This is a genomic window from Algibacter sp. Ld11, from assembly GCF_045066735.1.
Taxonomy (GTDB): Bacteria; Bacteroidota; Bacteroidia; order Flavobacteriales; family Flavobacteriaceae; genus Algibacter.
Genome location: NZ_JBISHH010000013.1, coordinates 167449 through 181257 on the forward strand (window position 1 = coordinate 167449; position 13809 = coordinate 181257).

11 protein-coding genes are annotated in these 13809 nt (G+C 31.9%); 5 read left to right on the top strand and 6 right to left on the bottom strand.

The annotated features are described in order from the left end of the window. Positions 1–996, bottom strand: a complete 996-nt coding sequence (locus ACJJV4_RS07250) for an SDR family oxidoreductase (RefSeq protein ID WP_405292924.1) — start codon at positions 994–996, stop codon at positions 1–3. A gap of 647 nt (positions 997–1643) precedes the next feature. Here ACJJV4_RS07250 and ACJJV4_RS07255 point away from each other — a divergent pair. The 4 genes from ACJJV4_RS07255 to ACJJV4_RS07270 all read left to right on the top strand — a co-directional run bounded on the left by ACJJV4_RS07255 (position 1644) and on the right by ACJJV4_RS07270 (position 7922). Next, positions 1644–2774, top strand: coding sequence for an aminotransferase class I/II-fold pyridoxal phosphate-dependent enzyme (locus tag ACJJV4_RS07255; protein ID WP_405292926.1), 1131 nt, complete (start codon positions 1644–1646; stop codon positions 2772–2774). Further along, on the top strand, positions 2771–4723 hold the full coding sequence (locus ACJJV4_RS07260) for an SDR family NAD(P)-dependent oxidoreductase (RefSeq protein WP_405292928.1): 1953 nt from the start codon (positions 2771–2773) through the stop codon (positions 4721–4723). The genes ACJJV4_RS07255 and ACJJV4_RS07260 overlap by 4 nt, the downstream gene beginning before the upstream one ends. Before the next feature lie 79 nt (positions 4724–4802). After that, complete coding sequence (locus ACJJV4_RS07265) at positions 4803–5543, top strand: polysaccharide biosynthesis/export family protein (protein WP_405292930.1); 741 nt, start codon at positions 4803–4805, stop codon at positions 5541–5543. Positions 5544–5558: 15 nt separating this feature from the next. Next, complete coding sequence (locus ACJJV4_RS07270; RefSeq protein WP_405292932.1) at positions 5559–7922, top strand: GumC family protein; 2364 nt, start codon at positions 5559–5561, stop codon at positions 7920–7922. A 96-nt stretch (positions 7923–8018) separates the two neighbouring features. Here the strand turns inward: ACJJV4_RS07270 and aroB are convergent, their stop codons facing one another. Beyond that, positions 8019–9086 carry a 3-dehydroquinate synthase gene (gene aroB, locus ACJJV4_RS07275; protein WP_405292934.1) on the bottom strand — a complete coding sequence of 356 codons (1068 nt, stop codon included), beginning with the start codon at positions 9084–9086 and terminating at the stop codon, positions 8019–8021. A 92-nt stretch (positions 9087–9178) separates the two neighbouring features. Here aroB and ACJJV4_RS07280 point away from each other — a divergent pair, with 92 nt between their 5' ends. After that, positions 9179–10354, top strand: a complete 1176-nt coding sequence (locus ACJJV4_RS07280) for a proline dehydrogenase family protein (protein ID WP_405292936.1) — start codon at positions 9179–9181, stop codon at positions 10352–10354. Here ACJJV4_RS07280 and ACJJV4_RS07285 read toward each other — a convergent pair. From ACJJV4_RS07285 to ACJJV4_RS07300, 4 genes are all read right to left on the bottom strand, one after another. Then, positions 10351–11424: a polysaccharide biosynthesis protein gene (locus ACJJV4_RS07285; RefSeq protein WP_405292938.1), complete on the bottom strand. Its 1074-nt coding sequence runs from the start codon at positions 11422–11424 to the stop codon at positions 10351–10353. The two genes, ACJJV4_RS07280 and ACJJV4_RS07285, sit on opposite strands and share 4 nt — an antisense overlap. A gap of 85 nt (positions 11425–11509) precedes the next feature. Then, entirely contained in the window at positions 11510–12103 is a 594-nt protein-coding gene (locus tag ACJJV4_RS07290) for a sugar transferase (RefSeq protein ID WP_405292940.1), read from the bottom strand. Beyond that, positions 12103–12480: a hypothetical protein gene (locus ACJJV4_RS07295; protein ID WP_405292942.1), complete on the bottom strand. Its 378-nt coding sequence runs from the start codon at positions 12478–12480 to the stop codon at positions 12103–12105. Before ACJJV4_RS07295 ends, ACJJV4_RS07290 begins: the two co-directional genes overlap by 1 nt. Before the next feature lie 35 nt (positions 12481–12515). Continuing rightward, on the bottom strand, positions 12516–13715 hold the full coding sequence (locus tag ACJJV4_RS07300; protein WP_405292944.1) for an alanine dehydrogenase: 1200 nt from the start codon (positions 13713–13715) through the stop codon (positions 12516–12518). Between the last annotated feature and the right edge of the window lie 94 nt (positions 13716–13809).

Genomic DNA, 13809 nt, shown 5'->3' on the forward strand with positions numbered 1-13809 from the left:
TTATAAGTTTTTCCAATACCAAGATACTGCTTCTTTTAAACCAGCATTAATATCGAATCCAGGCGCGTAGCCTAATAATGTTTTTGCTTTATTGATAGAGGCTAAGGAGTGGGGGATATCGCCAGCTCTATTATCTCTATATTTAATTTCTACATTTTTTATTTTATCGTCAAATTCAGATAAATATGTTTTTAATAGCGTCGTCAATTCTTTTAATGTTGTACGTTCTCCATTAGCTACATTGTAAACTGTATTTAATGCAGCTCTATTAGTTGTTGTTAAAGCACGCAAATTCATTTGAACCACATTATCGATATAAGTAAAATCTCTTGAGTAGCTACCATCACCATTTATCATAGGAGATTCGTGGCTAACAAACTGCTGTACAAATTTAGGTATTACAGCGGCATAAGCACCGTTAGGATCTTGCCTTTTTCCGAATACATTAAAATAACGGAGGCCTACCACATCTAAATTATAAGTGGTATGAAAAATATCTGCATACAACTCATTTACATATTTAGTAATAGCGTAAGGCGATAAAGGTTTACCAATAGTCTCCTCAACCTTAGGTAAAGTTTCATGATCACCATAAGTAGATGAACTTGCGGCATATACAAAACGAGATACACCAGCATCTCTGGCAGCAACCAACATATTTAAAAAACCAGATACATTAACATCGTTTGTTGTAATAGGGTCGTTAATAGATCTTGGAACCGAGCCTAATGCCGCTTCGTGTAAAACGAAATCTACATTGTTGCAGGCTTTATGGCAATCGTCTAAATTTCTAATATCACCTTCTACGAGATTAAAATTTGAGTTTGTTAAAAAAGGAGCGATGTTTTTTCTTTTTCCGGTAGAAAAATCATCCAAACACGTTACCTTTATATTATGGTCTAATAAAACTTCAATTAAATTGGAGCCAACAAAGCCAGCTCCACCTGTAACTAATACGTGTTGTCCTTTTAAAGTTTTTGTTAAACCAGCATTCATATAAAAATGGGATTTTAATTAATTCGGAAACAAATATGTGAAAAATATATTTAACTCTTTTAGTAAACTATACTAAGGTTGTCTTTTTTCCGATGAAAGTCATGAATGTGTGAAAAAAGCCGATTAACTATACCTTAAAAAGTGAATTTAAAATAAATAGCACTTTTGAATACCTCATGCTTATATACATGTATTTACTTAGGTTTTAAAGATAAAAATTAGCCCTGTAGCTTTTTTCGACATCGACGAGTTACAAAAGATTCACTATGAACTAAACAGCTAACTGTATTTAACCGATTTTTATAATAGTTTTAGCGAATTAAAACTAAAGTAGCATTTCTAGTTGAAAACAATTAGTAAATTTACACCATCAGAAAGTGCATAATTTAAATTGATTAATAGCAAGTTGATTTAATATGTTTTATAAAATAGCCTAGTGCTCTCAAAGATTATTTGATTTTAAAACTTTGATTTTTAGAATTGTAAGGTGGTTTTTATAAAATGTCTTTAAAAAGAATTAAGCCGATATTTGATTACGTGTTTTGTTTAATATTAATAATAAGAGGGAAAACCTAAACAAAATATTTTTTTAGATACTACTAGAGTAATAGTAGCTGGCATGATTAATGTTATTAAATGAAATGTAAATGCTAACAAAAACTAAAATTTATTTGTCGTCACCTCACATGGGTGGTAATGAGCAGAAGTACGTAAACGATGCTTTTGAGACAAATTGGATAGCACCTTTAGGACCAAATGTAAATGGTTTTGAAGATGATATTAAATCTTATTTAGGTTTTAAAAACGAAGTAGCGGTTCTTAGTTCTGGAACGGCATCTATACATCTAGCTTTAGAATTAATAGGCGTATCGAAAGGAGATGAAGTATTATGTCAAAGTTTTACGTTTTCTGCTTCGGCAAATCCTATTATGTATTTAGGAGCAACTCCTATTTTTATTGATAGTGAAACGGATACTTGGAATATGTCTCCTGAATTACTTGAAATCGCTATAAAGGATAGAATAGAAAAAAATAAAAAACCAAAAGCGATTGTGGCGGTTCATTTATACGGTATGCCATACAAAGCTACTGAGATTAATGCCATTGCTGAAAAATATGATATTCCTGTTGTGGAAGATAGTGCAGAGGCTCTTGGTAGTACGTATCACGATAAAGCTTGCGGTACACTTTCAGATTTTGGAATCTTATCCTTTAACGGAAATAAAATAATTACAACTTCAGGTGGAGGTGCTTTAATTACTAAAACGAAAGCATTAAAAGATAAAGCAGTGTTTTTATCAACTCAAGCTAGAGATGATGCTCCACATTATCAGCACTCTCATGTAGGTTACAATTATAGAATGAGTAATGTTTTAGCTGGAATAGGACGTGGACAAATTGAAGTATTGAATGATAGAGTTCTAGCTAGACGTGCTAATTATGAGTTTTATAAAAAGCATTTATCACATTTTGATACCATTGAATTTGTAGATGAACCTGTAGGAAGTTATTCTAATAGATGGATTACTTGTATAAAAACAGACTCTTTCGAAACTCGTGAAAAAATAAGACTAACACTTTTAGAAGACGACATTGAGTCGAGACCATTATGGAAACCAATGCATACACAACCTATTTTTAAAGATTGTTTGCATTTTACTGATGGTACATCGGAAGACCTTTTTGAAAAAGGACTTTGCTTGCCAAGCGGATCTAACTTAACTAACGACGATTTAAATAGAATTTTAGAAATAATCAATAACACCCCAGACTTATGATTAAAAATTATTTTGCCTTATACTCTCAAAAATACGCCTCAAAATGGCTTGTTTTAGCTATCGATTTAACGATAGTTATGATAACATTTTGTATGGCCTATTTTATAAGATTTAATTTTTCATTAAATTTTAATGTAGAACAGTTTACATTACAATTACCATTTATTTTCACGGTTGCATTAATAAGCTTTTTTATAGTAGGCTCATTTAAAAGTGTAATACGCCATACTGGTTTTACAGATGTTGTTAACTTATTTAAGTCGGTAGTATTAATTGCTGCTATTACAGGTGTATTTGTCCTTTTTAATAATAAGGTGCAATTAGTTTCTGGTTTTACGATACCAAGAGCGATTATAGTGTTTCACGCTATTATTAGTTTCTTATTTTTAAGTGCGAGTCGATTGGTTTTTAAAATGGCCTTTAAACACTTAAAGAGCAAGTTATTATCAACAAAACGCATTTTGATATATGGAGCTGGAGATCAGGGAATTATAACATACAACGCCTTGTTGAACAATACATCTTCTAGTTATGTTGTAGTTGGTTTTATTGATGATAATGTTAAAAAGAAAGGTAAAAATATTGATGGTGTGCCGATTATGGCTTTCGACCGTATAAAATCTGAGTTTGCAGCAGCAAATAATATTGATGAGATAGTTGTTGCTTCTGCAGGGGTTGGACCAGCGAAGCTAATTGCTTTAGTCGATAATTTATCTGATGTTGATGTTAAAATAACAAAAGTGCCACCAATTGAGAATTGGATTAATGGTGAGTTAAGTTCAACTCAAATTAAGCAAGTGCAAATTGAAGATTTATTAGGTCGTGCACCAATTGAAATAAATAATCCTAGTTTAGAAAATGAGTTCACCGGTGAAACGGTTTTAGTTACTGGTGCTGCTGGATCTATAGGTAGTGAGCTGGTTAGACAGTTGGCTGAATTTAATGTGAAGCATTTAATTTTAGTAGATCAAGCTGAATCTCCGTTATACGATGTTGAGCAAGATTTAAAACGTGCAGGAAAAAGAAGCTATACAGCTATTGTTGCTGATATTCGTGATGGTTTAAGAATTGATAGTATTTTTCAAGAATATAAGCCAACGATGGTTTTTCACGCGGCAGCTTACAAGCATGTGCCATTAATGGAGAAAACACCGTATGAAGCCATTAAAATTAATGTAAATGGTACTAAGTTACTAGCAGATACGTCTTCTAGATATAATGTAAAGAAGTTTGTTTTTGTTTCAACGGATAAAGCGGTTAACCCAACAAGTGTAATGGGAGCAACCAAGCGTATGGCTGAAATGTATATCAGTTGTTTACAAAAAGAAAGTAAAACCAAGTTTATTACAACTAGATTTGGAAACGTATTAGGCTCTAATGGATCTGTTATTCCTCTTTTTAAGAAACAAATTGATCAAGGTGGTCCTTTGACAGTTACCGATATTGAGATCACCAGATATTTTATGACTATTCCAGAAGCTTCTCAACTTGTTTTAGAAGCAGGAACGATGGGTAAGGGTGGTGAGATTTTTATATTTGACATGGGCGAATCTGTTAAGATATTTGATTTAGCTAAAAACATGATTAAATTATCTGGGTTAAGATACCCAGAAGATATTGATATAAAAATCACAGGTTTAAGACCAGGTGAAAAATTATATGAAGAGTTACTAGCTAATGGTGAAAACACATTATCTACGTACCATAAGAAGATTTTAATTAGTAAAACCCGTGAGCTAGATTATGAAAAAATCAAATCTTCAATAGAAGAGTTATGTATCACGAATCGTTTCCAGAATAACAATATCGTTCTTAAGATGAAACGTTTAATTCCTGAGTATAAATCTAATAATTCTGATTACGAAAGATTTGATAAACGTGTTCAAACTTATAAGAAGAATAAAGGTATAGTGACTGTTAACACTGATAAAAACTACGTAAATATCTAATTTAAATTTCGATAACCTCCCCCAAATAATTATAGAACTAATAATGAATTATTTTTCTTTTAAACCAAATGTCACGCGGTTGGCAGTCATATTTTTATGTTTTTTAGTGTCGTCTTGCTATACAAAAAAAGATATTGTTTATTTTCAAGATGCCAAAAACTTTGAAACTATTGTTGAGACAGACACTTTTAAGGCCAAAATAAAAATTGGCGATATATTAAGTATTAATATTTCTACAATTGATTTAGATGTTACAAAACCTTATAACTTAGTTGAAGCTTCTAGTGATGATCGAGCAGGAAAGCTTATCGATTATTTAGTGGATTCTGATGGGAATATTGATTATCCTGTTTTAGGTAAAGTTAAATTGGTAGGATTAACTATTGAGGACGCTAAAAACTTACTTAAGAAAAAATTTGAGGAAGGCGACTTGTTAGTAAATCCTGTAGTGATGATTAGAATTAAGAATTACAGAATCTCTATTTTAGGAGGGGTGTCTAGACCTGGTGTATATCCGATTTCAAGTGAGCGCATATCTATTTTAGAAGCCATAGCCATGGCTGGTGATTTAAATATTAACGGTAAACGTACGGATGTTTTAGTGATTCGTGATTTTAATGGCACAAAAACATACACGCAAATAGATTTAACAAGTAAAGAGGTGTTTAATTCTCCTGTATTTTATTTGACACAGAATGACATTGTTTATGTTCAACCTAATAAGGCAGCCATAAGTAGTGCCTCAGGAGATTCAAGAATAGGACTGATATCTTCTGTGGTTACCGTGCTTGCAACCGCGGCAATTCTCATAACCCGATAATTTTATTACAGATATATGGATAATGTCTTTTCTTCGTCAAAAACTGATCAAAAATTTAATTTAAAAAAAACAATAGGACTTTATACCAAGCATTGGTTCTGGTTTGTATTGTGTATAATAATTTTGGTTTCTTTAACTTATGTATTTTTAAGATATACGGTTCCTGAATATCAAGCCTCTACTGAAGTCATGATTATTGACGATAGTGATGATAGTACTAGCGAAATTTTCAACGAATTATCTTTGTCTTCTGGAGCCGAAGATGCTTCTATGGAAGATGAAATTTTAGTATTTAAATCTAGAAAAGTACTTAGAAATGTTGTTGAAGACTTAGATTTAAATGTGCAATATTTTACGCAAGGTGTTGTTTTGGAAAATGAAAGTTATAACGAAATTCCTTTTGAAGCTAATTTGGTGTTTTCAGATTCATTGAATACGGATGTTTATTTTAATTGTTTTGTGAAAATAACTTCTGAAATTTCTTTTGAATATCGAACGAGTGAAGATGAAGAGGCTACATCTGAAAAGTTTGGATCTCCAATAGAAACTTATTTTGGGAGCGTTATTATTTTACCCGGTGTAAATGGTACTGATACTTATTTGAATCGCGATATTCGCTTACAAATAAGCTTGGTTACAGATGTTGTTGAGGATTTAAGAAGTCGTATTTATGTTTCAGGAGGACAAGAAGGGTCGCGTATTTTAACGTTGTCGTTAGTAGACCCCATAGAACAAAAGGCAAAGGATATTCTAAATACATTAATTGAAGAATATGACACACATACATCTGAAATAAAAAACAGAAAATCCGAAGGGACTTCAAAACTTATTGACGAACGTATTTCTCGTGTATTTTCAGATTTAGAAAATGTAGATGCTAGTATTGCTCGATTTAAAATAGGAAATAAAGTAACTGATGTAGGGTCTCAAGCTGGGCAATACATGTCTCAGAGTTTTGAAAATGAACAGCAAATTGAAAATATTAGGACACAAATAAAGCTTTTAAATTATACTAAAGAACGATTATCGAGTAGTTCTGGTTCTTTTCAATCTGTACCTTCAAATCTTGGTGATGGTACAATAAGTGCTTTATCTGGGCAGTATAACGAATTATTAAGCCAGAGAACAAACAAGCTTAAAAGTGCAGGAGCGAAAAACTCCATTGTGCAACAGTTAGATCAATCTATTTCTAATGTAAAAAATAATTTAACTCAAAATATTAATGCGACAACGCGAACTTTAAATATTCAGTTAAATAGTTTACAAAATCAATATCAGAAAGTAAATTCTAAAATTAGTTCTGTTCCTGGGCAAGAGAATAAGTTAAAATCTATTGAACGTAGTCAAGGGATTAAAGAGTCCATTTACTTATATCTGTTACAGAAAAAGGAAGAGGCGATTATATCTCAAACGGTTACATCGTCTAATGTAAAAGTGATTGATCCAGCATATTCTTATGGACAAGTTTCTCCTAAAGGATCTATTTTATATATGGGAGCTTTATTTTTAGGGTTTTTAATTCCTTTTGGGGTAATTTATGCTAAAGATTTATTAGATACAAAAATCCATAATAGAGAAGACTTACATAAAGAAATTGATGATATTTCTATACTTGGAGAAGTGCCAAGAATATCTAAAAGCGATAAGCATTTAGTGGAACGAAATGACCGCTCGATTCTATCAGAGTCTTTCAGAATTATTAGAACAAACTTTGATTTTGTTAGTCGAGGAAGAAATATCGAAAAATACAACAACGTTATCTTTGTAACGTCTACTATTAACGGAGAAGGAAAGTCGTTTTTTAGTATGAATATGGCTTTAACCTTAGCAAGTACAAACAAAAAAGTATTGTTAATTGGTGCAGATATTAGAAATCCACAAATTTTCTCAGCCATTAGAACTGTTGAAGATAAGGTATCAGTAAAAGCAGGATTAACTGATTTTGTTGCCGATAAATCTATTAGTTTAAAAAGTGTTATTAATGAGCATGTTGTTAACGATATAAAAGTTGATATTTTATTCTCAGGAAAAATCCCTCCAAATCCTGCAGAGTTATTAATGAGTGATCGTTTTAAAGAGTTGTTTGATACTGTTTCTGCAGATTACGATTATGTTATGGTAGATACAGCACCATCGATGCTTGTAACCGATACGTTGTTAATTAGTAAATATGCTGGACATACTTTTTATGTAACAAGAGCTGGTTATACTGAAAAAGAGATTTTAAACTTTACCAAAGAGATTCATGCCGATAATAAATTAAACGGAATGATGCTTGTTGTAAACGATGTCGATCAGTCTAACTTTGGTTATGGTGCTAGATATGGTTATTATGGTGCGCCAGAGAAGAAAAGCTGGTTTAGTAGAAAAAAAGCTTAAATATCTAATGAACTAATCCATTGGTTTAAATAAAAAAACGCGTTAAAGTAAATACTTTAACGCGTTTTTTTATTTAATAGTTTTTTAATTGAATACTTAGCTTGCGTAAAATTCAAAGGCATTTAATATGATACTATCGTCAACTAAACAGTCAATTTTTGTCACACCAATATCTTCAAGTAAAACAAAATTAATATTCCCATGGTGGTTTTTCTTATCATATTTAAGTAGTTCTATGATCGCAGGAAGCTCATTTTGTTCAATAGTAATTTTACCATAATAGCTTAAGAATAAGTCTTTAATTTTTAAAGTTTTCTCTTTAGGGAAGTTTGTTAATTCTGTAGAAATATAACAAGCTAATATCATTCCAACAATTATAGCTTCACCGTGTAATAAAGTTGTTTTATTTGGGTTACTTAAAAAATAAGACTCTATCGCGTGACCAATTGTATGGCCAAAGTTTAGTGTTTTTCTTAATCCATTTTCGAAAGGATCTTCTTCAACAACGTTCTTTTTAATAATAACCGACTCATAAATTAATCCATCTAAATCATCGAGGGATAGTTTAGATAAGTCTTCAAATTTACTCCAATAAGTATCGCCAGTAATTAATCCGTGTTTTAGCATTTCGGCTAATCCAGAACGCATTTGGTTTACTTCCAAAGTATTTAAATAATTAGTGTCTATCAAAACTAAATTGGGATTACTAATAACACCCACTTGGTTTTTTAAATGCCCTAAATCTACCCCAGTTTTGCCTCCAACAGAAGCGTCTACCATAGAAAGTAGAGTCGTTGGCACATTTATGTAAGCAATACCACGTTTGAATGTACAAGCTACAAAGCCACCTAAATCGGTAATAACACCCCCGCCAATATTTATTAGTAAACTTTTACGGTCGGCATCTAGTTCTGATAAGGTATTCCATACACCAACACAAGTTTCCACGGTTTTGTTTATCTCGCCAGATTCTATTTCCATAATTTCAATTACAGCCGTTGTTTCCATTTTTTCTAAGAAAAGAGGTAGGCAATGCTGGTGCGTATTTTCATCAACAAGTATGAAGATTTTTGAAAAATTATTTTCTTTAAGATGTTTATTTAGTGAAGAATAACAAGTGTTGTTAAAATGTATTGTACAGTTTTTTGTGCTTATAGAATCCATAAAATATTTAAACTTTTTAAAAACGTGAAATTAAGGAGATTTTATATAAAATGATAACTTAGCAATAATTATATTTGCAAAAAAAATGGCAAATGAATACGAATTTGATATTTAATAACACCGAAATCGCTTTTTCCTTGAAAAGTGACTCTCAACTTGAAAGAGCTTATTTTTTGTTTAAGATGATTTCAATCGAGCCTTTGGTTCGTATTGGAACGGTGGCTACTAATTTTGCTTTAAAGGCGCACTTACCTGTGGAGGGCTTGATACGCTCTACGGTATTCGATCATTTTTGTGGAGGTGTAAATGAAGATGACTGCTTAACGGTTATCAATAATATGTATGAAAAAGGCGTTAGTTCTGTTTTAGATTATTCTGTTGAAGGTAAAGAGAGTGAAATTGAATTTGATGCAGCGATGAAGAAGCTTTTAAAAATCATCGAATTTGCTAAAAACTTAAATGCTATTCCTATTGCAGTTTTTAAACCTTCTGCTTTTGGTCGTTTTTATTTATATGAAAAATTATCAAAAGGTGATGCTTTATCGGAAAAAGAGCAAGAAGAGTGGCTTAGAGTTGTAACTCGGTTCGATACTGTTTGCGCTAAGGCTAAGGCTTATGATGTTGCTGTTTTAATTGACGCTGAAGAAAGTTGGATGCAAGATGCTGCAGACAATTTAGTAACCCAATTGATGGTGCGATACAATACAGAAAAGCCAATAGTTTACAATACACTACAAATGTATCGCCATGATAGAATGTTATTTTTAGAGGCAGAGCATGCTAAAGCAAAGGCAGGTAATTATTATCTAGGATTTAAATTAGTTCGTGGTGCTTACATGGAAAAAGAGAATGATAGAGCAGAGGATAAAGGTTACATATCTCCAATTTGTGTTAGTAAAGCGGCAACGGATCAGAACTTCAATACCGCTCTAAATTATATGTTAGAAAATCTAGATGATATGTCCGTTTTTGCGGGCACACATAACGAGGATAGTTCCTATTTGTTAATGGAGCTCATGGAAAAGAATGGTATTGCAAATAATGATGCTCGTGTATGGTTTGGCCAACTATATGGTATGAGTGATCATATTAGTTTTAATTTAGCAAATGAAGGGTATAACGTGGCTAAATACATGCCATTTGGACCTGTTAAAGATGTGATGCCTTATCTTATACGTAGAGCTGAAGAAAACACGTCTGTTGCAGGGCAAACAGGGCGCGAACTGGCTTTATTATCTAAAGAAAAAAAACGTAGAAAACTACTTTAAATATGTTCTAAATAGCTGTTTAATATAGATTTTACGTCTTTATTAGGCATGGACGCTGTTATTTCAGAAAGGTTTTTCAAATAGGTTTTTGGGAAGACGTCATTCTTCCTTTTCTTCACTATAAAAATATCTTTATTGGCTGTAGGTAATAAAATTTCATTTTCTGAAACTAAATCTTCATGAAGTTTTTCTCCTGCTCGTAAAGTTGAGAATTTTATTTCTACTTGTTTTTTGTTACAAAAGGTAATTAGTCGTTCTACCAAGTCTGTTATTTTTATAGAATTTCCCATATTAAACGTAAACAGCTTATTTTCGTCAGAATCGTTTTTAGCAATTTGTAATATAAGTTGACAAGCTTTTGCTTTATTAATAAAATATCTTGAAATAGCTTCATGCGTAATAGTTATAGATTGTTCTGTTTCAATACGTTTTTTAAACAAAGGAACTACGGAGCCGTTAGAACCAAATATATTGCCAAAGCGTGTGGTTAAAAATAATGTTGAATTCGATTTATCAAGCGAAAATAAGTAATCTTCTGATATACGCTTAGACAAACCCATAACGCTAATTGGGTTCACAGCCTTGTCCGTAGATATAAAAATAAATTTTTTAATTTTATGCTTAATAGCTAAATCTGCTAATATTTGGGTTCCAAAAATATTAACTTTTATAGATTCCAATGGATTTAATTCCATTAAAGGAACATGTTTATATGCTGCTGTATGGAAAATAATAGTTGGTTTAAATGTTTGAAATAAATGCTCTAAAGCGTCTTTTTGAGTAATATTTAAAATTAAGAAATTAACGTTTGGTATGTTTTCAAATTCAGATTCATTCATTAAATCGTGTAAAGGTGATTCGGCAATATCAATTAAAACAAGTGTTTTAAACTTGCACCGAGTGAGTTGTTTAGAAAGCTCACTACCTATAGATCCCGCCGCTCCAGTAATTAGAATAGTTTCATTTGAAAAATCGAAATTCGAAATGTTTTGGGCAGGTTTTTCTATGTCGGGAAATAAACCTGATGCCTTTAGTAATTTATCGATTTGGTTTTCTGTTGCTGTATCCATTTACTTTTATCTACGTATCGCAAATTACTGATAATAATTTCTATGCACAAAATGAAATGTTTAGCGCGTGATAGAGATGTAAGTGTTACTTTGTTATTACTTTTATAACAGTAAGAGCAATAAGTTTTAAATCAAAAAAGAAATGACGTTTTCGAATGTATTCTTTATTAAATTTTAATTTATCGGGAATTATCGTTTTTATAAACAACTCTTCTGGGTTTTCTGCGGCTTTTAGTAATTCAACTTCATTTCTATATTTTAAAGAAGCCAAACCTGTAATTCCCGGTCGCACTTGAAAAATTTGCATGTCATCTTCAGAATAAAAATTAACATAGTAGCGCAGTTCTGGCCTTGGGCCTACAAAACTCATATCGCCTTTTAAAATATTAATGAGTTGGGGAAATTCGTCTATTTTGTAACGTCGTAAAAAATACCCAACTTTAGTAACTCGTAAATCATGGTTTCCCAAAGTAAGTAGGCCTTTTTGTTGCGATTGTATTTTCATGGTTCTAAACTTGAAAATATTAAAATCACAATTGTTTTTACCCACACGACCCTGAATAAAAAAAATAGGGCCTTTAGAATCTATTTTAATTATAATTGCGAGAATAAGAAGAATTGGCAATAGAACTATTAAACCGAATAAAGCAAAAACAACATCAAAAACACGTTTTATCATTAAGGCTTTTCGAATTTTAAATCGGTAATAGTTGCAATGCTGTCACAGTTTTCAACAGTTAGAATAATTTCTTTCTCGTTAAATTCACCTTCCACCATGTAAATACCACAAGGGGCTTTTCTAGGATTACTATCGGAAAAGTTAATATCTCCTTTTTTCAAAACATGTCTAATTTCAGTAGAATCGATAACGTTTTCAGAAATATAACTAGATATTGACGCACTGAAAACGATTTGTTTAGAATTGATGTTTTTTAAAACTCTAGCGTCTGGTCCGTAACTGCAAGATGTTTTTTTTCCGTTTAAAAAGAAAGCTAAAATAACTAAACCAATAGAAAATCCGCCAAGATAATAGCCAATACGCTGAATAAGTTTCATTTAAAATATTTTGATAATAATTTAGGGTAAGTTGTTTAAAATATAAGCAAGTTAATATCACTGTATTCTAATCCAAACCATTCTCCCACAGATTTACTTGTTAAAATCCCGTGGTAAAAGTACAACCCATTTTTTAAACCGCGATCAAAACGCAATGAATTTTCTAAGCCACCATCTTCAGCAATTTTTAATAAATATGGCGTAAAAATATTACTAATGGAAACCGATGCCGTTCTAGAATATCTCGCGGGAATATTAGGCACGCAATAATGAACAACATTATGCTTTACAAAAGTAGGATGCTTATGTGATGTAACCTCGCTAGTTTCAAAACAACCACCCATATCAATACTTACATCAATAATTATTGCTCCTTTTTTCATGTGTTGCACCATGTTTTCTGTAACAACAATGGGAGCTCTGTTAGTTCCTCGTACTGCACCAATAACAACATCACAACGTTTTAAAGCTTTGGTTAAATTTTTTGGTTGAATAGTTGATGTATAAATGGGACGCCCCAAATGTGTTTGAATACGACGTAATTTTGTTAGCGAGTTATCAAAAACTTTAACGTTAGCTCCTAAACCAATGGCGCTTCTGCTTGCAAATTCGCCCACCGTTCCTGCTCCTAGAATAACAACTTCTAAAGGCGGTACACCACTAATATTGCCAAACATGAGTCCGTTGCCAGTATTGGCATTGGAGAGTAACTCTGCGGCAATAAGTACCGAGGCCGTTCCTGCAATTTCACTTAGCGATTTTACAGCAGGGTAGGCGTTATCAGAATCTCGAATAAACTCGAAAGCTAAAGCTGTAATACGTTTAGCAGCTAAGGTTTCAAAATACTTTTTATGTTGTGTTTTTAGCTGTAACGCTGAAATAATTATAGTTTGTGGATTTATAAGTTTAATTTGTTCTAAACTCGGCGGTTCTACTTTTAATATCATCGGACACGCAAAAACTTTTTCGGTGTCTTTTGTAATTTCAGCTCCAGCTTCGCTATAATCTTTATCACTAAAATTGGCGCCTTCTCCCGCACCAGATTCTAATAAAACACGGTGACCATTGCATACTAACGCATAAACGGCGTCTGGTGTTAAACAAACTCGTTTTTCTTTGTAAGCCGTCTCTTTTGGGATACCAATAAATAATTCTCCTTTTTTCTTAAATATTTCTAAAGTTTCCTCTTGAGGTAAAAGTTGTTGCTTCGTAAAAGGTGAAAGTGTTTTATTCATATTTTTATTAAAAAAAAACAAATTACAAATAAATTTTGTAATTCAATTCATCAAAATATAGAATTAAAACGATGAAATATAAACCTTCGTAGAA